This window comes from Bacteroidales bacterium, from assembly GCA_031275285.1.
Lineage (GTDB): Bacteria > Bacteroidota > Bacteroidia > Bacteroidales > UBA4181 > JAIRLS01.
Genome location: JAISOY010000034.1, coordinates 1 through 24,122, shown reverse-complemented (window position 1 = coordinate 24,122; position 24,122 = coordinate 1). Strand labels below are relative to the sequence as shown.

General features: G+C 40.2%; 20 protein-coding genes, 1 tRNA gene and 1 pseudogene. 13 read left to right on the top strand and 9 right to left on the bottom strand.

Translation table 11 applies throughout. The annotated features are described in order from the left end of the window. A partial coding sequence (locus LBQ60_03190; protein ID MDR2036907.1) for a trypsin-like peptidase domain-containing protein occupies nt 1–2,093 on the top strand: 2,093 nt, incomplete at its 5' end. Between the two features lie 14 nt (nt 2,094–2,107). Beyond that, the gene (locus tag LBQ60_03185) at nt 2,108–3,058 is read left to right on the top strand and encodes a TIGR01212 family radical SAM protein (GenBank protein ID MDR2036906.1); all 951 of its coding nucleotides are present in this window, start codon (nt 2,108–2,110) and stop codon (nt 3,056–3,058) included. On the opposite strand, the gene LBQ60_03180 is transcribed toward LBQ60_03185, so the two are convergent. Together LBQ60_03180 and LBQ60_03175 are read right to left on the bottom strand one after the other, a co-directional pair. Continuing rightward, nucleotides 3,014–3,463, bottom strand: coding sequence for a hypothetical protein (locus LBQ60_03180; protein ID MDR2036905.1), 450 nt, complete (start codon nt 3,461–3,463; stop codon nt 3,014–3,016). The two genes, LBQ60_03185 and LBQ60_03180, sit on opposite strands and share 45 nt — an antisense overlap. Before the next feature lie 258 nt (nt 3,464–3,721). Further along, entirely contained in the window at nt 3,722–4,939 is a 1,218-nt protein-coding gene (locus LBQ60_03175) for a hypothetical protein (protein ID MDR2036904.1), read from the bottom strand. 243 nt (nt 4,940–5,182) lie between these two features. Between LBQ60_03175 and LBQ60_03170 the strand changes: the two genes are divergently transcribed. From LBQ60_03170 to LBQ60_03150, 5 genes are all read left to right on the top strand, one after another. Beyond that, nucleotides 5,183–6,394: a sigma-54 dependent transcriptional regulator gene (locus LBQ60_03170; GenBank protein MDR2036903.1), complete on the top strand. Its 1,212-nt coding sequence runs from the start codon at nt 5,183–5,185 to the stop codon at nt 6,392–6,394. A gap of 95 nt (nt 6,395–6,489) precedes the next feature. After that, nucleotides 6,490–6,921 (top strand): LPS assembly lipoprotein LptE, encoded by a 432-nt coding sequence (gene lptE, locus LBQ60_03165; protein MDR2036902.1) that lies wholly within the window; start codon nt 6,490–6,492, stop codon nt 6,919–6,921. 56 nt (nt 6,922–6,977) lie between these two features. Next, entirely contained in the window at nt 6,978–7,826 is an 849-nt protein-coding gene (locus tag LBQ60_03160; protein MDR2036901.1) for a sugar phosphate isomerase/epimerase, read from the top strand. 158 nt (nt 7,827–7,984) lie between these two features. After that, entirely contained in the window at nt 7,985–9,022 is a 1,038-nt protein-coding gene (rhaT, locus tag LBQ60_03155) for an L-rhamnose/proton symporter RhaT (protein ID MDR2036900.1), read from the top strand. A 20-nt stretch (nt 9,023–9,042) separates the two neighbouring features. Further along, nucleotides 9,043–10,299, top strand: a complete 1,257-nt coding sequence (locus tag LBQ60_03150) for an L-rhamnose isomerase (protein MDR2036899.1) — start codon at nt 9,043–9,045, stop codon at nt 10,297–10,299. A gap of 99 nt (nt 10,300–10,398) precedes the next feature. On the opposite strand, the gene holA is transcribed toward LBQ60_03150, so the two are convergent. Continuing rightward, nucleotides 10,399–11,394: a DNA polymerase III subunit delta gene (gene holA / locus LBQ60_03145; GenBank protein MDR2036898.1), complete on the bottom strand. Its 996-nt coding sequence runs from the start codon at nt 11,392–11,394 to the stop codon at nt 10,399–10,401. Nucleotides 11,395–11,406: 12 nt separating this feature from the next. Then, nucleotides 11,407–11,970 carry a nitroreductase family protein gene (locus tag LBQ60_03140; GenBank protein ID MDR2036897.1) on the bottom strand — a complete coding sequence of 188 codons (564 nt, stop codon included), beginning with the start codon at nt 11,968–11,970 and terminating at the stop codon, nt 11,407–11,409. A gap of 116 nt (nt 11,971–12,086) precedes the next feature. Here LBQ60_03140 and LBQ60_03135 point away from each other — a divergent pair, with 116 nt between their 5' ends. The 3 genes from LBQ60_03135 to LBQ60_03125 all read left to right on the top strand — a co-directional run bounded on the left by LBQ60_03135 (nt 12,087) and on the right by LBQ60_03125 (nt 14,757). Further along, the gene (locus LBQ60_03135; GenBank protein MDR2036896.1) at nt 12,087–12,740 is read left to right on the top strand and encodes a hypothetical protein; all 654 of its coding nucleotides are present in this window, start codon (nt 12,087–12,089) and stop codon (nt 12,738–12,740) included. Then, nucleotides 12,741–13,535, top strand: a complete 795-nt coding sequence (locus LBQ60_03130; GenBank protein MDR2036895.1) for a Cof-type HAD-IIB family hydrolase — start codon at nt 12,741–12,743, stop codon at nt 13,533–13,535. Nucleotides 13,536–13,770: 235 nt separating this feature from the next. After that, on the top strand, nt 13,771–14,757 hold the full coding sequence (locus tag LBQ60_03125) for an NAD(P)-dependent oxidoreductase (protein MDR2036894.1): 987 nt from the start codon (nt 13,771–13,773) through the stop codon (nt 14,755–14,757). On the opposite strand, the gene LBQ60_03120 is transcribed toward LBQ60_03125, so the two are convergent. The 4 genes and pseudogenes from LBQ60_03120 to LBQ60_03105 all read right to left on the bottom strand — a co-directional run bounded on the left by LBQ60_03120 (nt 14,752) and on the right by LBQ60_03105 (nt 18,795). Beyond that, nucleotides 14,752–16,764, bottom strand: coding sequence for a dipeptidyl peptidase 3 (locus LBQ60_03120; protein MDR2036893.1), 2,013 nt, complete (start codon nt 16,762–16,764; stop codon nt 14,752–14,754). The genes LBQ60_03125 and LBQ60_03120 overlap by 6 nt on opposite strands. A 96-nt stretch (nt 16,765–16,860) precedes the next feature. Beyond that, nucleotides 16,861–17,364, bottom strand: a pseudogene (locus LBQ60_03115) (hypothetical protein). 171 nt (nt 17,365–17,535) lie between these two features. After that, nucleotides 17,536–17,608, bottom strand: a tRNA-Gly gene (locus LBQ60_03110). Nucleotides 17,609–17,718: 110 nt separating this feature from the next. Then, nucleotides 17,719–18,795, bottom strand: coding sequence for a hypothetical protein (locus LBQ60_03105; GenBank protein MDR2036892.1), 1,077 nt, complete (start codon nt 18,793–18,795; stop codon nt 17,719–17,721). Nucleotides 18,796–19,443: 648 nt separating this feature from the next. On the opposite strand from LBQ60_03105, the gene LBQ60_03100 reads away from it, so the two are divergent. Continuing rightward, nucleotides 19,444–19,959 carry an ATP-binding protein gene (locus tag LBQ60_03100; protein ID MDR2036891.1) on the top strand — a complete coding sequence of 172 codons (516 nt, stop codon included), beginning with the start codon at nt 19,444–19,446 and terminating at the stop codon, nt 19,957–19,959. A gap of 190 nt (nt 19,960–20,149) precedes the next feature. Continuing rightward, nucleotides 20,150–21,172, top strand: a complete 1,023-nt coding sequence (locus tag LBQ60_03095; protein MDR2036890.1) for a hypothetical protein — start codon at nt 20,150–20,152, stop codon at nt 21,170–21,172. Between the two features lie 384 nt (nt 21,173–21,556). Here the strand turns inward: LBQ60_03095 and LBQ60_03090 are convergent, their stop codons facing one another. After that, the gene (locus LBQ60_03090; protein ID MDR2036889.1) at nt 21,557–22,555 is read right to left on the bottom strand and encodes a GlxA family transcriptional regulator; all 999 of its coding nucleotides are present in this window, start codon (nt 22,553–22,555) and stop codon (nt 21,557–21,559) included. 108 nt (nt 22,556–22,663) lie between these two features. Between LBQ60_03090 and LBQ60_03085 the strand changes: the two genes are divergently transcribed. Then, a partial coding sequence (locus LBQ60_03085) for a succinate CoA transferase (GenBank protein ID MDR2036888.1) occupies nt 22,664–24,122 on the top strand: 1,459 nt, incomplete at its 3' end.

The following is a 24,122-nucleotide window of genomic DNA, read 5'->3' as shown; positions in this document are numbered from 1 at the left end:
AACATAATATTCCTCCATTAACATCTTTCATTCTTCTGGATGAACCCGTTGAAGACATAGATCAAATTCTGGCACAAGAGAAAGAAAATTCATTAAAAACCTGGATATATGCGACCGGTATTGATGTTGATATCCATCCACAGACATCCGGACAATGGGATACAATCCCGGAATTGGGCTTTGTTTGGCGCATAGGTATAGCTGCCGATAATGCCCTTTCATTAAACCTGTTGATCAGAAATTACCACTTGCAGGAAGGAATGCTACTACATGTTTATGACAGTAACCAAACAAGCGTATTTTCCTTCGATACCCGGAATAATAACCGCGACAATGTACTTTCTGTAGCATCCATTCCGGAAAACATGGTGATCATAGAATGGAATATCCCCACACATCAGAAGGCGGGTTCTCCTTTCATGATATCAAATGTCGGTTACGGATTCCGTAGTCCCTCACCGTCAGGCATAGTATCTTTGGCTGCAGGCAGCTGCAATGTGGACATCAATTGTATTACCGGGAATCACTGGCAACGGGAGAAACGGTCGGTAGTACACATGCAGATTCCATTCAAGGATAATTACGGGAAGATAAAAACCCAAACCTGTAGCGGGGTATTGGTCAATCAAACCAGTGATATTAAGAAACCATATATCCTTACAGCCGGACATTGCGTTTACGATGATGATATGGCAGCAGGAACGGTTTTCAGCTTCGGATATGAAAAAATAGCCTGCAATGATCTGCTGAGTCCTCCTATTTCAAAAACGATACACGGATCAACCCTCATTGCGTACAAACATGAACTGGACTTTGCCCTGCTGGAGTTAAATACGGATATTCCGGATGCCTACCGGCCATTTTATGCAGGATGGAACCGCTCGGATAATGCTCCTTCTTCCGGAATAGGCATTCATCATCCCAGGGGCGATGTCAAGAAAATATCCGTTGAAAATGATCCCCTGGAAACAGCAACATTCAAAGATATTGGATTAGTTTGCGATGATAATGCTCATTGGTGGGTAAAAATATGGGATGTAGGAACCACTGAAGACGGCTCTTCGGGAAGTCCGTTATTTGATAAAAACCATTTGATGGTAGGAACTTTAACAGGAGGAGATGCCAGATGCACTAATCCTATAAACGATTACTACTCAAAATTCAACACACAATGGAACAAATATAATCTTCCTGAAGAAAGCCTGAAGACATGGCTGGATCCGGAAAATACCGGAACGAATCTTCTATATGGATACGATCCTATAGCATCTTTTGAAGATGAATGTGATACACTCAGCCATATTGGTAATAATGAAAAGAAGGTAGTGGTACCTTCAGACAAATGGGGTGTATTAACCGGTCACAACAATAAAACCTGGACAGGTTTCGCAGAAAAGTTCAAAAACGATACCATTGCCAAAATCATAGGTCTGGAGGCTGATATTGCAGAAGTATATTCTAAAGGTTCACAGGTAAGGTTCTCTATCTGGACCGGTGACGAATTCCCCACAAGGGAGGTATGGGCATTAGACACTGTCATTTCTGCAGAATACCGTAATTATCCGATGCAAATGTACCTGAATCGAACGGTAGAACTAACGGAAGACTTTTTTATCGGATATTCCATCGGGTACGCCGCAATAGATACGTTCGCTTTATATCAGTCAGTTAAAAGGCCTTACGAAGGGATTTCAGCCTTATACGTAGAAGAAGGTGGCATATGGAAGCCATTGAGTGAGGAAACACCTCCAACATATGCTTCTTTGGGTATCCATGCAATAGGTCAGTTTGGGAAAATAAAAGAAGAGCCCGGTTGGAATCTCTCCAGCCAGGACCTGAGAGTCATTTTTCAACCCGGGAATGATGTCGTATTTATTTATATAGAAAATCCGCAGGGAAGTGCAGTAGTCGAATGTTTCGACCTTTCCGGGCGAAAAATGCCGGTAAATGAACTTAGCCGGTATTTTGTCATGCATAATGAAACCCTTTATCTGCAGGTAGAAATAAGTACGGGTAATTTGCCTTACGGTATGTACATCATCAGGTCCAAAGATCAAAATAAAAAACAATCCGGAAAATTCATCAGGTTATAAATACATTTTAAGCTTTGTATCTCTGGGGACATCAGCGACGATTCAATTCTTATTCAGAATATTTCAAGAGACATTATGGTGAAAGAATACAAAAATTAACCATCGATGCCGGCTTTACCTGCCCTAACCGTGATGGAAAGATCAGCCGGGGAGGATGCGCCTATTGTAACAATGATGCTTTTAATCCGTCGTACTGTACACCACAAAAAAGTGTCAGCCGGCAATTATCGGAAGGAATTGAATTTCATAAAGTGCGCTACCGAAAGGCATACCAATACCTGGCTTATTTTCAGGCCTACTCCAATACATATGCTCCGTTAGAGCATTTACAGACCTTATACGAAGAGGCTTTATCCGTACCTGGAGTTATAGGCATTGTTATTGGAACACGGCCTGATTGTGTGGATGAAACGATCCTCGATTATTTATCCGGATTAAACAACCGGTATCATGTCATTATGGAATATGGCATTGAAAGTTGCTATAACCGGACCTTAGAACGTATCAATCGAGGCCATACTTATGAACAAAGCATACAGGCCATCGAAGAAACCGCTAAGCGGAATATCCGGGTAGGCGGCCACTTAATTTTCGGGCTTCCAGGAGAATCGAGGCAGGAAATGCTGGATGAAGCACATTTAATCAACCAGCTGCCTATCAACAGCATTAAACTGCATCAGCTACAGATACCGGTCAATACGTTATTTGCAAAGCAATATGCCGCGCAACCTGAAAAATTCCAATTGTTCGGATGCGATGAATATATTGATTTTACAATCAAGTTCCTGGAGCGACTACGTCCTGATATTGTTGTTGAGCGTTTTGCCAATGAAATGCCGCCACGATTTATGACTGGCCCCGGATGGGGGAAGATCAGAAATGTCGAACTCTGGCGTATGCTGGAAAAACGCATGGAAGAGTTAGATACCTGGCAGGGCAGACTTTACCCTTATCCCATCGTTTAATTTTGACCGGACATGTTGTCGTACCTGTCTCCGGTTATATTTTGCCCACTTATCATGGTAATCCGAATCTTCCACAATCTTTCGAAAATGTTTATCCGGACGACGTAAAGACAAGACCTGATGTAGTTGTTCTTTTAACTCACCTGATGGAACACACTCATCTACAAATGATTTCATTACCTGAACAGTATCCGGTGAATCAATGGTAATAAATGCCTTCCATTGATCTACCCGGTCAAGCGCTTCCTGAAATGTTTCATCATAATACATTCCACTTAACACGTCATGTGGCACATCTTCCACTTCAAGTGTTTCAGGGTTCATGAAACAAATCATATCACAATCCAAAGCCTGTGTTATTTCATCTACTAACTGATGAGGAATATTATCTAATTGTTCTGCCATAATTCAAACATTTATAAACAATGTACTTATCATTGGCTACATTGTTTCTGTGATTATCTTTTATTTTAAGTAAACGCAAAATTCCTGCCAATTGTTTAGGCAAAAAGTAAAGTATTCGTTAATTTTTTGTAAAAGCACGAAAACCGGGAGATTTACCGGTTTTTCTATAATAAGATAATCATTCTTCCAAAGTACCGACTATTTTCCTGCAATCACTTTATAAAGAACTACATGAAGCAAAAATGATCCATCAATAAATTACAAAGTGACGTTAATGCGATGATACACGCCTTTTATTTTATCATACGATTCTGAATAAAAATCATTTAACTCATCCGGATCAATTCTTTTTTTCCGCCATTTTTTCATTCGGGCATTGAAAGCAGTAATGATAATATCTTCCGTCTGTGACATTATCTGGGAATATCCAGTATCGTCTACATTAAAAAGTAATGAAGCATTAAAATAATGACTTCCGCTACCCCTGCTTAAGGAAAAAACATGATTCTTCGCCTGTAGGGCAAGATCACACAACTCACTGTTATCAGAACTCTCTGATCTGGTCATGTAGAATGGCAGGTTTTTTCCACTTTTTTCCAGAAGCGGAACCGCAATTCCTACAGGAGGATATCCCAAAACTGTCCACATCACTGTCGATGCCGGGTCTTCCCTTTTCTTTACCCCTTGTATAACAACAGAAGCCGAAGTGGAACGCCTCGGAATGAAATCCTGATCGATGAACCAACCACTATTACTTAGTTTGGAAAGGTCTTTCCGCAAATCGATATCCAACAGTGAGTGATAAAAGGAACGGGAAAGTTCATTAAAAATCCATTGCGGAGTTATATTGCCATGATGGTATTGATCCATGAATATCTTCAGAGCGTTATTGTAGCGAATATATCCTTTACCCTCATCCACTCTTCCTGTATATGAAAAATTAGTCACCACCAGAAATCCATACGGAGCCACTTCAGGATCATTCACATCGAGTTTTGTCCATTGGGTATTGTTGACTTCATAATAGGCAGACCCTCCTTCGGCATCAATAACCCCAAAGTTAGCCTCAACTCTTATTGGCCTGGGGTATTGATCCAGAAATTTTTCAAAATCTTTTAAATTTTTACAGATTGAAAGTGCCTTATACATCAATTCACCTTCCTTATCCATCTCTTCCACATCATCATCTTTCAGGTTGTATGAAGCCGTATTCATAATTGAAAATCCGGTACTATTGGTACCTGTCCAAACAATACTGTCGTTATCAGGACTATTGACAAGAGCGATAAAGCTGTATTTACCGCCATCGAAATATGCTACACGGTTATTCGGTTCGGAGGTATCCCTGTGTTTCCACAAAAGAGGACGGCCGTCAGACGTCAGTTTCCCGGTAACAATAGCAGAAGTACAGGCTTTTGATAATTCCGGGAACAACAAAAACAGGAAGGTGGATATACAAAACAATATTCGATTCATATTATATTTTATATGATTTATTAACTATAGAAATAATCAAGTAATGAATTCACACAGCAAAAATAATATTCTGACGATTAATGCGAATTAATAATTGAAGTAAGTATTTTATTACATTAATGATTTTCAAATGAAAGATCCTTCAACTGCCTTCCTGAATAAATGAACAGATCGTTCACGAAATATCAATCATGGGTATTGTTATAAAAAATTACTAAATTTGCTGCCTTTGTAGGAGGTAACATGGACGAAATTCAAAGGATCAAACAACGTTTCGGTATTATTGGTAACGCACCGGCTTTAAACCGGGCGATCAATGTTGCCATGCAAGTGGCTACGACTGATTTATCGGTGTTGATTACAGGAGAGAGCGGTGTCGGGAAAGAAGTTTTCCCCCAGATCATTCATCAGAATAGTACAAGAAAGCATGGCCAGTATATAGCTGTAAACTGCGGTGCAATTCCTGAAGGTACGATAGATTCCGAACTTTTTGGACATGAAAAAGGCTCTTTTACAGGAGCTTCTGACCATAGAAAAGGATATTTTGAAGTGGCAGATGGTGGAACTATTTTTCTTGACGAGGTAGCTGAATTACCTATGTCCACCCAGGTACGTTTGTTACGGGTACTTGAAACAGGTGAATTTCTCAAAGTAGGATCATCCAAGGTAATGAAAACCAACGTACGCGTGATTGCAGCCACTAACGTTAATGTTCCCGAGTCGATATCCCGTGGTAAATTCAGGGAAGACCTGTATTACCGGCTGAATACGGTTCCGATATATGTTCCGCCACTCCGGGAGAGAACGGATGATATTTATTTACTTTTCAGAAAATTCGCAGTTGATTTTGCTGAAAAATACCATATGCCGGCCATCCAGCTGACCGAGGAGGCACAACGCAAATTAACCGCCTGCTATTGGCCGGGAAACGTACGGCAGTTAAAGAACATCACTGAACAGATTTCCGTAATAGAACATCAACGTACCATCAACGTAGATACATTACAGCAGTACCTGCCTAATCAGGCGCAATCCCAGTTACCCGCTTTATACAGCAAAGAAGATGAACGGTCTTTCTCTTCGGAAAGAGAAATCCTGTACAAAATCCTGTTTGATATGCGTAACGATGTCAATGAATTAAAAAAACTGGTGGGAGACATCATGCGGGGTGAAAACCTAAAGGAGACACAGCTGTATAGTAAACCATATGTAGATGTGATCGCCCAACATGCACAACCAACATCTGTCGTTCCCGTAGTACCGATAAAAAACAATGCTGAGATCGAAGACACACTCGAAATACAGGATGAGTCATTATCCATTGCCGAAAAAGAAGCTGAACTGATCAAAAAAGCATTGGAAAAACATGACGGTCGCCGGCGTAATGCTGCCCGGGAGTTAGGCATTTCGGAACGGACGTTATACAGGAAGATTAAAGAATATAATTTGGAATAGTTCCTCATCACAGCATGAAAATAAAAATATCATATATCCTTACGGCACTTTTACCCCTATTTTTTTCTCTATCATGTGGAAGGGTTACTTTTAACATGACCGGCGCAACCGTAGGTAATGCCAAAACATGCCAGGTCAACTTTTTTGAAAACAGGGCCGAAATTGTTAATCCCAGATTGAGCTTACAGGTCACCGAAGGATTAAAAGACAAGATACAAGCCAATACAAGCCTTAACCTGGTAAATAACAATGCCGACGTATTGTTTGAAGGAGAAATTACAGGCTATAGTGTACAACCACAAGCTGTACAGGCATCGGGTACCGCATCAAAAGACAGGCTCACCGTAACGGTAAAGGTAAAATTTACCAATGAAGTCTCACCGGAGCTTAGCTATGAAAAATCATTCTCCCGTTACGCAGAATATTCCAGTAGCCAAAGTTTTGAATCTGTACAATCCGGCTTAGTGGATGAAATACTGGAACAATTAATGGACGATATCTTCAATGAAGCTTTTTCTACCTGGTAAATCAGTGGAAGAAGATACGAGGTAATACTGGTATCAGGAAATATTTTCGGAAACAGATGAAAAAAAAGTCATTCTTACTACTCATAAGCATCACATGCTTGTCCCTGACACAAGGGTTCGCAAAAAAAACGGAAAAATCCGCGTGGGAACCGGGTCTCCATGCATACACATTCAGGGTATATACATTCATGGAGACAGTCCAAAAATCCCAATCGCTCGGATTGAAATATATAGAATTATACAACGGTCAAAGATTAGGGGAAGGATTTGATGCCAGTGAAAAGTTGGATTTCCTGAATACGGATAAAGCAACCAGAAATAAAATAAAAAAAGTATTAAAAGATCATGGACTGACGACTGTAGCTATAGGTGTTTTTTCTCCGAGAGGCAGGGAGAATTGGACAACTACCTTCAAGTTTGCCAAATCCATGAAAATCAAAATGATCAATTCAGAGCCTGCGCCTGAAGACATACCCATCATTGACCGGTTGGCATCAAAATACAAGATCAAAGTGGCCATACATAACCGGCCTGAACCTTCCCCCTATTCGGATCCTCAAGCCATACTCAATATTGTCGGGTCATGCGGTCCTTACATTGGTGTATGTGCCGATATCGGCCATTGGATCCGGAGCGGCATGGATCCCGTCGAATGTATCCGGAAAATGAAAGGCCATATTTTCAGCCTGTACCTAAAAGACCTGAATGCAAAAGGTAAAGAGGCCCATGATGTTCCCTGGGGAACAGGTATCTGCCCTGTTGAGTCGATATTGAAAGAACTTAAAGAGCAGAAATACAATGGTTTCTTTCCTATCAGATACGAATATAACTGGACTTCTTCTATTCCTGATATCCAACAATCCATTGACTACTTTTATACCGTCAGGAATTCTATTTTTCCATAAAATGACTATTGGTTTTATTCGTACTACTCACAAATAAATCACAGCATATCGCGCAATCGGTTGCGTAAATTTTTACTGTTGCAGGTACGCTCTTCGTGATATTTTAACTTTCTTTGTTTGACTCATTGATTCGGGTGTTGAACTTAAAATTTATTTACATGAATACACTTATTGGTCTTCTTATTATTGCCATCGGAAGTTTCGGGCAATCCAGTTCATATGTTCCCATCAGGAAAGTGAAAGATTGGGCCTGGGAATGTTTTTGGTTGACACAAGGCATCTTTGCCTGGTTGTTATTTCCGTATTTGGGAGCGCTTATGGCCGTACCGTCAGGCGAATCATTACTCGGGATATTTTCTACTGCCAGTAGTGATGCCATTTTTAAAACCATCGGATTTGGCGCCTTATGGGGTGTCGGAGGCTTGACTTTCGGATTAAGCATGCGCTATCTGGGCATCGCTTTGGGACAATCGCTTGCATTGGGTACCTGTTCGGCTTTCGGAACATTGATCCCTGCCTTGTTGAAAGGAGATAATCTTTTCCGTGGTGATGGACTGATCCTGCTGATCGGTGTAAGTATAGCCATAGCGGGTATAGCTGTAATCGGTTATGCCGGCGCGCTGAAATCAAAAAACATGTCGGAAGAAGAAAAGAAGAAAGCCGTCAAGGATTTTGCACTGAAGAAAGGCTTACTGATCGCTCTTCTGGCCGGAGTCATGAGTGCCTGCTTTAGCCTTGGTTTAAATGCCGGAATCCCTATCAAAGAGCACTTACTGAAGATGGGTGCCCCCGAACTGTATGCGGGTCTCCCGACTACTCTGCTGGTAACCATCGGAGGTTTTCTTACCAATGCTGTATATTGTATTTACCAAAATATCAAGAACAAAACCGGAAAACAATATTTCTCCGTATCGGGAAATGTATTGGCCAACAATATACTATTCTGTGCTTTGGCAGGATTACTATGGTATTCCCAGTTTTTCGGATTAGGTGTAGGACAAAGTTTTTTCGAACCCAACAGCGTAATGATGGCTTTTTCCTGGAGCATATTAATGTCCCTGAACGTATTGTTCAGTAATGTTTGGGGAATCCTGTTGAAAGAATGGAAAGGTTCCGGACAGAAAACAATCGTCGTCCTGGTAATCGGGCTGTTGATCCTCGTGGTGTCCATTGTTTTCCCTCAATTAATGAAATAATAATCAAATATCATAAACCTATGAAAGAATCGTTGATAAAATCAGCTTATGAAGCTGCAAAAGAGCAATACGCCGAATTGGGTGTCAATACTGAAGAGGTATTAAAAAAAATGGAATCTATTTCATTGAGTTTGCATTGCTGGCAGACCGATGATGTATTGGGATTCGAAAATCCTGATGGCGGCTTATCAGGTGGTATCGCCACAACCGGAAATTACCCGGGACGGGCACGTACCATCAAAGAAGCACAAGACGACCTGGTAAAAGTAACTTCATTACTTCCGGGTAAACACCGGGTAAACCTACACGCCATTTACGGCGATTTCGGTGGAAAGCTCGTTGACCGTGACCAGATTGAACCCAAACATTTCCAAAATTGGGTAGATTGGGCAAAAGCCAATGGCCTGAAACTGGATTTCAACTGTACGCTTTTCTCCCATCCAAAAGCAGCGGACGGTTTTACATTATCCAGTAAAGATAAAGCCATCCGGGATTTCTGGATCGAGCATGTAAAACGTTGCCGGATCATCAGTGATTATATGGGTAAGGAACTGGGGTCTACCAGTATTCACAATATCTGGGCTCCTGACGGATCTAAAGACATTACGGTAGAACGTTACGACTACCGGAAGATTCTTTGTGAATCACTGGATGCTATATTGAAAACCGACTATGCACACATGAAAGATTGCATCGAATGTAAACTTTTTGGCCTGGGTAGTGAAGCTTATGTAGTTGGTTCCCACGAATTCTATATGGGCTATGGAATTTCACGCAACAAAATGATCACCCTGGATATGGGACATTTCCACCCCACCGAATCGGTATCTGATAAAATATCCTCATTATTATTGTTCTCAGACGAGCTCATGTTCCATGTAAGTCGTGGTATACGCTGGGACAGTGACCATGCTGTGATTTTTGATGATGCTTTGATGAGTTTTGCACAGGAAATCGTACGCATGGATGCCGTTAACAAGGTACATATCGGACTTGATTTCTTTGATGCTTCCATCAACCGTATCGGCGCATATGTGATCGGTTCGCGTTCGACGCAAAAAGCATTTATGTTTGCTATGCTCGAACCATTGGCTCAATTACGTAAATACGAAGATTCAGGCCGTTATTTTGAACGCCTGGCCCTGTTGGAAGAAAGTAAAATGCTTCCCTGGAATGCTGTCTGGAACTATTTCTGTATGACCAATAATGTGCCTTCCGGATTGGAATGCATTAAAGACATCGAAAAATACGAAGCTGATGTATTAAGCAAACGTTAATACAACTCTTCACTGCATAACAAACGAGGGTTCATTTCAATTGAAGTGAACCCTCGTTCTATTTTATAGGGGAATATTTATTTTGAATTCAACAGGTGATCAGTGCAATATCTTATATACCATTTCCCTCATCAGATCACCGTCCGAAGCTGATGTGTTTCCTACACCTTTTGATTTCAGGTCGTATTCACGAAGTATGGAAATGACCTGTACCACCTTATTGGCAGGATACTTACGGGCACTGGCTTCATACTGTTTCACAAAAAAAGGATGTACCCGTAATGCAGAAGCAGCCTGGGATTTATCAGCCAAATAATGATAAGTGAGTATTTTCACAAAATAGGCATACAAAGATGAGATGACCATCACCATCGGATTATTTCCCGGGTTTTGTGTAAAATGACGGATGATACGGTTGGCTTTTAATACGTCCTTCTCACCCAGGGCATTTTGCAGTTCATACACATTATATTCCTTGCTGATCCCTACATTTTTCTCAATATGTTCCAGCGTGATCTGCTTCTCATGAACAGGAAGAACAATCATCAACTTATTCAGTTCATTGACAATCTTTCCCAGGTCTGCTCCCAGGTACTCAGTCAACAGATTGGAACCTGCAGGGGCAATCGTATACCCTCTTCCGGACAGATAATTACTGATCCATGCAGGCACCTGGTTATCATACAGTTTTTTAGAATCAAGTACAACAGCTGTTTTATCCAGTTGCTTATATAGTTTTGACCGTTTATCCAGCGTTTTATACTTGTAATTAAGCACCAGTATGGTCGATTTCAATGGTTTCTCGGCATAATACTGGAGTTTATCTATCTCTTTCAGGTTCTGTGCTTCTTTTACGATCACTACCTGGTATTGCGACATCATGGGAAACCGCTTGGCCGCATCCAATACAGCATATACATTAGCATCCTTACCGTACATAACTACCTGGTTGAATGCTTTTTCATGTTCCTGAAGCACATTCTCCGCAATATAATCGGTGATCACATCGATATAATAAGGCTCCTCTCCCATCAGAAAATAGATCGGACGGAATTTTCCGCTTTTTAATTCGGTCATTATCTGTTCAAATGTCATCACCGTTGTTTATCATTGATAATGATTATAACAACAAATATCATCCATCTGCTTCCGTATCTTGGAACGTAGTTGGTCGGATGCCGGATAACCAAGCGTAATGATCAATTCAGCACGTTTACTTTTCGGGATGCCCAGCAATTCTTTCACTTTCTTTTCATTGAACCAGCCCACGATACAGGTACCCAATCCTTCGGCTGTTGCCTGTAAACAAAACTGCAAGGCCACTATTCCAATGTCCATCTGAGTATAGGGTTTGTCCTTGAGGATCGTTCCGATTTTTGATGTCAGATTGGGACTTTCACGAACGATCACAAGCAGAACCGGCGCCTGACGGGTGAAATGATTCATAGGTACCAACGGGCCTGAAGTGGTATAGCCGGCCAGCTTATCTTTTAACTCCGGATCATTTACTACCACAAACTTCCAGGGTTGTGCATTGCATGCCGAAGGCGCTACACGTGCTGCCTCAAGGCATCTTTCCAGCTTATCTTTTTCTACAGGGGTATCCAAATATTTCCGTACACTCTGCCGTTGTTTCAACAATTCCAGGAATTGACTTGATTCTATTTGCATTCTGTTATATCTTTGTGAACATATATATAATATAGTTGATCCTTATTCGTTCATTTTTGAAACAAAAATAACGAAAAATCGTATATAAAAAAGGGTTAAGTGTAAAGTGATAAATAATGAAATTAAAAATACTTCTCATCATATTGATATTGGTTCCTCTTCCTTTCAGTTGTGAAGACAAGAACGAATGCCTGGATCTATACGTAGATCCGTATTTTGATATACAAAATGTTGAATTCGTAGAAGTTGATGAGCATTTTGAACATAAGGGTTATCTGAATCTCAACCCCATTAGCCAGGATTATGACAATATGGTGTATCCATGTGACAGCCTCGCTTTAATGTTCATGGCCACCGATATGATATTCCATGCCCGGCATACCAAAAAACAACCGTTTTGCCTGATGTCCCAGGCGTACGCTGCATGCGAACAATTACGGGCAGGATATAAAGGAACTTTTGAAAAAATAGACAAAATCTACGTGTCCAGTAATTATGATTTTGATATGACACATAATAAGGGTGATAATCTGGATGATATCATCGATATATTTGCCTATACTACTTCTGGAGAAAATACATGGATGAAACTCAGCGAGTTTAATAAAAATTCCCCGTATGAAGCACCCAATCGTTTCTATCTGCTGATCAAGCGCAAACCTACCCGTTCCTTTGTGCAACAATTCGTGATCAGGTATATTATGTATACTGAGCCCGGATATGCTCCGGAATATTACACCATTACCACCCCTGTTTTTAACGTAAGATAAATGTACCAGGCTATTATCTGTGATCTGGATGGCACTTTGCTCAATTCACAGCATACTATTTCCAAATATACACAGGAAGTAATCAAAGCTGTAAAAGAAAAGGACATGCTCATCTGTATCGCTACCGGAAGGCATCATCCCGACGCATTGGCTTACCAGCAGATGCTTGGCCTCGATTCATACCTGATCACCTGTAACGGTGCCAAGATACACGATGAAAAAGACCGGGAAATATTTTCCGGGAATATGCCTGCAGATATAGCACATGATCTGATCCATACTGTAGTTGATTCGGAAATCATCCGGCATGTTTTTCAGGATGAAGTATGGTATTGCGATCAACCCGGTGAAATTGTCACGGAAGCCTACAAAGATTCCGGCGTTATTCCGATCGACCGGCCTTTTCACCTGATCATGGGCGACATCACCCGGGTATGTTTCGAGTACCGGCGGATCCCGAATAAACTTTTTCAACTGGAAGAAACCCTCATCGATCGTTTCGGGGATCAATTGAACATATGCTTTTCTTCTTCGATTTTTCTGGAAGTGTTCCGGAAAGGGGTATCAAAAGGAGCTGCCATACAGGAGATACTCAGACAAAAAGGAATAGACATGAACCAGACTATCGCTTTTGGCGACAGCTTGAATGACTATGATATGCTGAAAACAGTGGGAAAAGGCATTTTAATGGGCAACAGCAACCTTTCACTACGTCATTCGCTTCCCGGATGCGAGGTCATCGACACGAATGATAACGACGGACTGGCCCGGTACCTGGAGCATTTATTTCTATAACTTTCTGTAAGCCCCAAAGGGCTTTATGTGTATATTTGCACCCGGTTGGATCATTTACGGAATATCTATATGAAATAGCCATGAACGTTACTGTTCACCAACCGTAATGATAATCTATGGTGTAATACATCTGACCTTAAAAAATAAACTTAGCGCCAGCGTTCTCATGGAGCGAACTCAGCGGAGCGATCTCACGAGTGGACACGAGTAACATGGTATAATAAATCTTATTCACATGAAAATTCTTGTTACGGGTGCCAGCGGATTTATCGGTAGTTTTATCATAGCGGAAGGAATCCGCAGGGGATATGATATGTATGCCGGTATCCGGTCTACCAGCAGTAAAAAATATTTACCGGAAGAAGCCCATACGGTAGAGCTGAACCTGGGTAACAAAGATGAATTGAAAAAAGAACTTGCCGGACTCGGCCGGTTTGATTACATCATACATAATGCCGGAGTAACCAAATGCAACAAAAAGACCGATTTCGAAAAAGTCAATTATGGATATACCCGAAATTTTGTAGAAGCATTGATCGAAAGTGACACTGTCCCTAAGAAATTCCTATTTATCAGCAGTGCTGCGGCATTCGGCCCGGGCGACCCCAATACGCTTGAACCGGTAAAGCTTACGGATACGCCCAGACCTGATACTTTATACGGTATCAGTAAGCTAAAAGCAGAAAAATACATTACCTCGCTGAAAGATTTTCCTTACCTGATCCTTCGTCCTACAGGTGTTTACGGACCTCGGGAAAAAGATTATTTCGTTTTCCTGAAAACGGTGAACAACCATCTGGAACCGGCCATGGGTACAAAAAAGCAGCATCTTACATTCGTGTATGTCACCGATCTGGTAAATGCCATGTTCCTCGCCCTTGAGTCGGATTACCTTCAAAAGGCATGGTTTATATCCGATGGAAAAGAGTATGATAACCGGGAATATGCAGCCATTGTAAAAAAACACCTGAAAAAGAAAGCGCTTTACCTGCCTGTCCCTTTATTCCTGGTCAAAGCTTTATCCTATACACTGGATACAGTAGGCGGATGGTTCGGCATCTCCCCTACCCTCAACAAGGATAAATACAAGATCATGCGCGCCACCAACTGGAAGTGTGATGCGGAACCATTACAAAAAGAACTCGGATTCAAAGCCGAATACGACCTGGATAAAGGAATTGAAGCATGTGTGGATTGGTACAAGCAGGAAAAGTGGTTATAACCACGAGTGTTCCTTGCTGTACCGCATCATCTGTTCGGCATAACCTTCCGTATAATCCAATACGACATCCGTAATATTGCCTTTTTCATCGAAAGCCGGACGGTAAACAGGATTGACAAAGCCTTTATAGGGAGCAATATCCAGTTTTTTGTAACGTGCCAATATTTCGTTGTGTAATCCGGAATCTACTTTTACGGCATAGGTCTCTACCAGTATCTTGGCCGTACTGACGTCACCTTCCGATTTCACCCGTTGTATTTCTGCCAGCAACTGGCCGAACAAATGCCTTAACTTAGCATAATCATTGATCACAACAAATGTTTTCCCGTCACGTTGCTTCAACTCTACCACTTTTCCGGCTTTACCTTTCTCATAGACCCAACGGGCAATTAATGCACGGTTACGCATGTGCGATTCCTCGATCTGTTTACCTGGTTCGATCCGGGTCAATTGGGTCATCAAACCGTTACACATGAATTTATAATATTCAGCCTTATAGGCTTCATCATTCGGAACAAGCCCCAACTCTACCAGCTTGTGATCTGCAATATAATACAATCCGAACAGATCGGCCCGTGTTTCCTCGATGGTTGCCCCATAAGCCTTCAATGCATCATCCGAAACACCCGGAAGCATCTTCCCGGAACCATGCCCCAGACATTCATGCAAATCGGTATGCAGGTTATCTGTCAGGAAACCATATTTTTTAATCAGCTCCCGTTCAGTATCACTCCAATAAAATTCTTCCGCAAATCCGCTTCCCTGCGATGATTTATCGTAGGCTTCGGTAATATTTTCAATAGTCACCGACTTGGAGCCATGCTCTTTACGTATCCAGTTCGAATTAGGCAGGTTGACGCCGATCGGCGTAGCCGGATAGCAATCCCCTCCCAGCATGGAGGCGGTGATCACTTTTGCCGTGACACCTTTTACCTGTTCTTTCTTGAAACGCTGATCCACCGGAGAATGATCCTCGAACCACTGTGCATTTTTACTGATGATTTCCGTACGTTTACTGGCTTCGATGTTTTTGAAATTCACCAATGATTCCCAACTAGCCTTCAAACCTAACGGATCCCCGTAAGTTTCGGTAAACCCGTTCACAAAGTCAACCTGCGAATCCAGGTCTTCCACCCAAAGAATAGAATACTCATCGTATTCTTTCAGGTCACCTGTCCGGTAATAGCCGGCCAGTTTTTCTATCACGGCCTTTTGCTGAGGATTTTCAGCTACATTGGCTGCTTTCTCCAGCCAGAAAATAATCTTTTCAATGGCAGGAGCGTACATACCACCTACTTTCCAGACCTGTTCCACTAGCTTCCCGTTTTCCTTTACCAGACGACTGTTCAGGCCGTACGAAACCGGTGTGTGGTCATCCGGGTCTTTCATCGCATCATAAAAAGCCTCTGCCTCTGCCTGTGTAACGTTCAGGTAGTAATTGTTGGCAGACGTAAGCAACAGATCCTCACCTTCTGCCTGGTTTACCTTTTTAGCCATCACCTTAGGATCGAATACTACGGGAAGAAGTTCTTCCAACAGTTGATCCACAGTTTGTCCTTTTTTCAAAGGCAATGCCGAAGAAGGAATATTTTTAACTACACCGGTAAAAAACGGCTGTGAGAACTCGGGAAGGAATTTTTCCTCACCATAGTGATGATGTATCCCGTTGGAAAACCACACCCTTTTGAGATATACTTCAAAAGCAGACCATTCTTTGGTAGAACGGTCACCCTGATAATGTTCATATACCGCTTCAAGCGTGCGCCGGATGGCCAGGTTATAACGACAATTCTGGTCAAAGAGTATATCACGGCCTTCCAGGGCTGCCTGCGACAAATAGTATAACAATGTTTTCTGCGGAAGCGCCAGTTCATCAAATCCGCTTACTTCATAACGAAGTATCTGTAAATCTGCAAATTTATCTACCACGTAATTAAAATTTTGAGTTTTCTTTTTGGTGATCTTACCCCACTCTTTCACGGGGATCAATGCATCGGAACGGGACATCAATCCCGGATTGATACCCGGAATACCTTCGGGAACTTCCGTGTCCATTTCCCGGAAATATTCCAACCACAATGCATCTGTTTCTCCTGTAGCCGGATCGATGTAGGTCATAGGTTGAAGTACAAACACACATTGCTCCGGTGTTACTTTACATACCGCATCCCACAATAATTCGGAACAATAAAAGGCGTCATTATCCGGCAGAAATACCGTATCATAAGGCATCCCGATATATGATTCCAGGATTTTGACCACTTCCGGGATCATCCCCAGGTAAGTTTCTTTAAAGCGCATCTGCAGTACTTTCGGATGACCATCGGCATCTTTACTCCTGTCCATAAACGATTGTACAGGCGTCTTTACCACACCCCCGTCTCCGACCGCTTCAATCACCCACACCTGATCTCCTTCCCGTGAAACCATACCGACATGGGAAAAATTATAGGACCCGTAACCATGTGTCACATTTTCGATACTGGAACACAGCGGACAATCTATATCCTGAAAAAGAAAATCCCCTGTCTCGAATGATTCTTTTTTCCCACATGAGCACAAAGCTGTGACGACCAAAAACTGTATAAAAAGACGGAAAAATTTCATACCATACGATTATTAGCGTTCAAAAATGATAAGCACCCAGTGCTATTTATTATTTCCTTAAGCCACATTGATCGAATTAATTACGTTCATTCAACAGAGATTAATCAATGGGTATACTTAAAAGCAAAAACCTTCCCGTATGGTCATGAGAAGGTTTCATGGCTTCTGTTGAGCGGGAAACGAGACTCGAACTCGCGACCCTCAGCTTGGGAAGCTGATGCTCTACCAACTGAGCTATTCCCGCAATAATAAGTGGGACAAAGATAATGGATTTGAATGGTACGGGCAAGTACTCATAAAAATATTTTTTCGTCAATTATTGGTCAATATCTACACTATACCATTACTCCTAATTTACTCAAGAAATCCCAGCTTCTTTTCCAACTTCGTAATGCGTTCGCCCTGTTTTTCAAGTTCTTCATTTTGCTTTTTCAAAGCCGTTATCTCTTTCTGCTGTTCAATGGTGTAGAGAGTTAGTTCCTCTATTTTCTGTAATAACTGGGTATTCAGCTTACCCAATTCAACCGCATTTTTCTCCATTTCTTTGGCAGACGCAATTTCAGGCAGATGTTTATTTTCCTTAATAAAAGTTTCCAGTTCGTTTAATGGCATTAAGGAATAATCATTTTCAAAGACAAAGTCAGCGCCTTCCATGTTGACTAATATTTCTTGTGCCCTTATTGTGCCTATTACATCAAGCTTATAGGCTGGGGAAGTTGTACCTATACCTACAAAACTTTTATTAGCATTTATAAACAGATGAATATTCTGGCGCAAATTGGATGCAGGCCCTTGTCCTAAATTGAAATGTCCTCCATTATCTGCCCAAATACTATACCCATACTCATTATCAATTCTTATAAATTCTAGTCCATTACCTGATTTTACTCTTAATGTGCCATTTATATCAAGTTCCTTTTCTGGGACATTTGTTCCAATACCAATTTTCAATTCTTGGTTAACAACAAAACCATAATGAGCATTATCATCAACTTGAAATATATTACCTGTCGGATTTTCATAATTTATCCTTACACCACCATCTTTTATATCTAACTTTTGCTTTGGAGAATTAGTGCCAATCCCAATAAACCCATTATCATGTAATGTCATTACATCACCATATCCTCCTCTAAAGATTTGTAAATATGTTCTATTATAAGGAGATGCAATGCTCCATCGTTCTGAACCATTTTTATTAAGAATTTGAAAACCTACATTAGAATCATCTTGTCCTCCTTGTATTGATATTCTTTCATTTGAAGTATTACCATATATATGTAATTTAGAATTGGGTATATTTATACCAATTCCCACATTTCCACCATCATAATAAATATTCCCAGTAGTAGCATTTTGTGGCAACCATTGAGCTAAAGAAACAGTCAAAGAAAAATATAGCACCAAGCAGATTAAAATTAGTTTTTTCATATGATTTAAAATAAAGAATTAATAGCTATTGCATCGTCTATGCAATATAGCACAAATGTAAAGCAATTTCTTTAAATAATCAGTGAACAATTGAACGGTTTATGGTAAAAAAACTATCATTTCAATATGATCAAAACATACTACTTTTCTCCAAAAGCTATTCCAAACTTTTTTCTGTATTCAGCAGGAGAATATTTAATGAATATTTTTCTCATGTTGTTAAGAGAACCGAGACCGCACAATATCGCAATTTCTTTAAGGAAAAGGAGCGTATCCGGTTGACTTTGCCGATTACATGAAGAATACTGGTATTGATCTACCCCCACATCAAATCTTTATTTTCAAAGAACAAAAACATAATTCGCAAACATCTGAATAAATCTTATTACATTTAATATGTTCGCGTTAGTAACACCGACCAACTGATATATTTTATCAGTCACAGACTTAGCCTGTGACTACGTACAACAGGGGTGTACGCCTTGTATACCTTTCAATCATTTTTAATAAGTACTTTTGAAGTATTATTCATTTAAATTTGCTCCTGAATGAAAGACTCAAAGTTCCATTATCTGTATATGGTTGTTATCAAAAAAGAATATCAAAGCAAAGGAACAGGTTTTTAGTAGTATATATAACTTTATCAATATGAAATTAGCAATAACAGGAGCACATAGAGTTGGGAAAACAACATTAATTGAAAATTTACTCGAATCCCTTCCTGATTACGAACATATACCAGAGCCTTACTATGAACTGGAAGAATCGGGACATCTATTTTACGAAATACCTGTTGTCGAAGATTATCTAGCTCAATTAATGCATTCAATCAAACAGATTTCAAGGAACAATGGAAATGTAATTTTCGACAGGTGCCCAATTGATATAATGGCATATATTGAAGCGATTGGCGGACATGGAAATATTCAATCATTATACAGTAAGGTTGAACTCATCATGACCGAAATCGACCTGCTTGTATTTGTACCTATTGAAAGTCCGGATGTAATATCATGTCCCGAATCAGAATTACCGGAACTTAGAAATCAGATAAATGAGTTGCTTACTGATTGGATATGGGATTTTGGAATAGAAACGATAGAAGTTACAGGAACACCATTAGCCCGCAAGAATCAGGTTATCGATAGGATATCGAATGCTTAATGGAGTTACATATTTTAAATCCTAAAATTCTATTTTCTTAATTCGTAATGAATTTATTAATTTTCATGAAAGTATGGAAATTAAATCATTTATTTTACGTAATTATTTCAACTAATATATCGGCATTTACTATAATAGTAAAAGTTGTAACCTTCTTTTTTATTTTAAAATTCTTGTAATCCTTTATTTCTTGATTATTTTTACTGCGCGTTTAACAAAAAGTAGTTTTTTAATATACAATATAATGAAATCAACTTCAGCCAATGATCGATTTATTGAAGAGATTAAAAGAAAATTTTCAAAAAGTTCTGAGCTTGTCAATAAACTTATGGACATCCTCCTTATTGAAAAAGATGCTATATATCGTAGATTAAGAGGTGAGGTGACATTTACTTTACAAGAATGCACATTAATTGCAGAAAAACTCGGTATTTCCTTAGATAATATTACCAGTGCCGGGCATGCACAAAGCAGACCGTTTTTCATGAAAATGGTAGATTATATTGAGCCAAAAGATCTTGATTATTTTATGATGGATGAATTCAATATTTTTTTAAAAGAGATCATACCAGATACATCTGCAGAATATTTTTCATCGGCCAGGACGATTCCGACTATATTCCATTACCAATATGAAACTTTAACCAAGTTTCACTTTTTTAAATGGGTTTACCAATATATGAACAACAGATCAGTCAAAAGCCTTCAAGAAGTAAAAGCGCCGGATCTGGCACTTGAAAAACTGGATGAACAGATGAAATTACTCCACCAGATTAGAAATCTGAATTTTATAATAGATACAATGGTCTTTCAGAATCTTATTAATGATTTAACCCATTTTAAAGACATTGGGTGTATAACCCACGAAGAAATAAGGCAATTGAAATCGGAATCGCTCCAGCTTATTGATTATCTGGAAGAAATCGCTTCCAAAGGTGTAAACTCCCTGAACAACAAGGTCAATTTTTATGTTTCAGGTATCAATTTTGACGGAAACTGTTCATATATAAATACTCAAAAATACAAGCTCACACTGGTCCAGACATTTACTTTATATTATATATCTTCACTTGACATCATAGTATTCGAAGAGATAAAAAATTGGATGAACTCTTTAATAAAAAGTTCAACTGCAATCTCTGAATATAATTATAAAGCCAGAAATAAATTTTTTAATACCCAACGAGACATCATTCAAAATTTCAAAATCTGATATTATCCTAAATCCTATATCATAAATTAATATTATAAATGGCAGGATAATTTTTGAAAACCAGTCACTCAACCTATCATAAGTAAGAACACGGATTATACTTATGGAAATGGATTTAAAGTGTCATAAGCATAAAAAAATCATATAAAAATAGCCTTACTTTAATATTACATGTTGGCACTGGAAGTTTGAAACAATTCGGAATTATTGAACTGACTCATAGTGAGACTATGATTTATATAAAGCCTTTGATAGTTTATACATTTAGCTTTCCATATAAAGAAAAGTTATCAAAAAATGTAACTGTACTTCCACTCCAACCGAAATTGCTCATAAAGCGACTAAAGTGGATAAAAAAATAAGTAAATAGACTATTGGTTTTTTCTAAAAAGCTGTTCCAAAGTTCTTTCTGTATCCAGCAGGAGAGATTCTGATATATTTAATGAATATCTTCCTCATATTGTCAGGTGAACTGAGACCACACAATACTGCAATTTCCTTCAGGGAAAGGCGTGTATCGACCAGATATCTGCAAGCCGTTTCAATTCTTAGCTTATCCACATATTTTGCAGGAGTGATCCCCGTTTCCCTAACAAATACCCGGGCAAAATTCCTCGGACTCATCGGAATCCTGTCGGCCAAACGGTCGACTGTGATCACTTCATGAAGATGCTCCATGATCCAATCACATATTTCCCGGATAGGCTGATGGTCTGTTTGTTGATGCGTCAGCACCGTACTGTATTGCGATTGACTTCCCGGACGTTTCAGGTATAATACCATCTGTCTGGCTATTTTCAACGCCAGTGACCGGCCGAGATCTTCCTCAATCAGCGCCAAAGCCAGATCCATGCCACTGGATATCCCTGCCGAGGTATACACATGTCCATCCCTGATAAAAATCGGATGACTATCTACCTGGATATGGGGATAATTACGACTTAAAACGTCACACTTTTCCCAGTGGGTGGTCACTTTCTTATGTTCAAGAATACCCGCCTCCGCCAGAAAGAAACTACCTGTACATACGGAACAGATCCTACGAACCTTCCGTGACTGATCCCTGATCCACAGAAGGACATTTTCAGGAAGTTGATATTCTTCTATCTGTGAATTGGGAACACCCGGAATGATCAGTGTATCAATAGGGTCATCAAATGTCTCTATAGCGTCGGAACATTGGATCACCATTCCAGAAGCCGTACGAACATTTTTTTCCCTGCTGACGGACAAGATGTGTAATTGATACACAAAATCCGGCTTCTTTTTATTTACCCGGAAATATTCCGACACCTGGGAAAATGCCTCATAAGGACCTGTTATATCCAATAATGTGGCATCAGGTATCATCAAAAATACGATATGCCTGACTGTATCATCCATGATAACACAAAGATAATATCTTTTTGGCAGAATCGGACGTATTATTGTCATTAAAGACAACCTATACAAATATTATTTTTGTTACGGAAATTCTAATAAAAATAAAAGATGGCACTAAAAATAATGACGGCAGCAGAAGCAGCCTTACTCATCAGAAATAACGACCATGTCGGTTTCAGCGGCTTTACACATGCCGGATGTCCTAAAGCAGTTCCTTTGGAAATAGCCAGACGTGCAGAGGAAGAGCATAAAAAAGGAAATCCCTTTAAAATAGGTATCTTCACAGGAGCGTCAACCGGCGACCAGATAGACGGCGCTTTGTCAAGGGCCAATGCAATCAAATTCCGTACGCCTTATCAAACAAATAATGATATAAGAAATTCGATCAATAACGGCATGATCAGCTATTTCGACCTGCACCTTTCCACATTGGCCCAGGATCTGCGTTATGGTTTCTACGGTAATGTGGATATCGCTATTATTGAGGCATCCGGTATAACCGAAGACGGGAAAATTGTCCCTACATGTGGTGTGGGCATTACGCCAACCATTGCCCGGATGGCAAAAATTGTCATTGTTGAGTTAAATAAATGGCATCCTGAAGGACTAAGAGGAATACATGATTTGCTGGACCTGCAGGATCCGCCATACCGGACCGGAATCCCTATCACTCATGTAAGGTCAAGGATCGGTAAAGAGTATATACAGGTTGATCCGTCTAAAATAGTTATCGTAGAGACAAACATCGCCAATGACGGAGGTGGTTTTGCTCCTGTTGATCAGATCACATCGAAAATAGGTGAAAATGCAGCGACCTTTCTCTGTAAGGAAATAAAAAGAGGTACCATCCCCCCATCTTTCCTTCCCATTCAATCCGGTGTCGGAAATATAGCCAATGCTGTTCTGGCTGCAATGGGTGAAAATAAAGAGATCCCCGACTTCGAGGTATATACGGAAGTTATTCAGGATGCCATTATCGATCTACTGGAAAAGGGTCGTATCACATTTGCCAGCGGGGGCACGCTTACTGTGAGCAATCCGTATATTGAAAGGGTCTACCTGCATCTCCCCTTTTTTAAAGAAAAGATCTTGCTACGTCCGTCCGAAATATCCAATAATCCTGAAATAATCCGGCGTTTAGGCATCATATCCATGAATACGGCCATTGAAGCAGATATTTTCGGAAACATCAATTCAACACACATTACAGGGAGCAAAATCATGAACGGTTTAGGGGGATCGGGAGATTTTACGCGTAATGCTTATATTTCCATATTCCTGACTCCATCAACAGCCAAAGGAGGAAATATCAGCGCTTTTGTCCCCATGGTATCCCATACCGACCACAATGAACACTCTGTCAAAGTAATCATTTCAGAATACGGAGTGGCTGATCTAAGGGGAAAATCACCCGCAGATCGGGCGATCTGCATCATAAACAACTGTGCCCATCCCGATTATCGTCCGTTGCTGCATCAATACCTGAAAAGCGGAATGAAAGGGCAAACACCGGTCAATCTGTATCATGCCTTTGCCTTCCATAAAGCCTTATTAGAAACAGGAAATA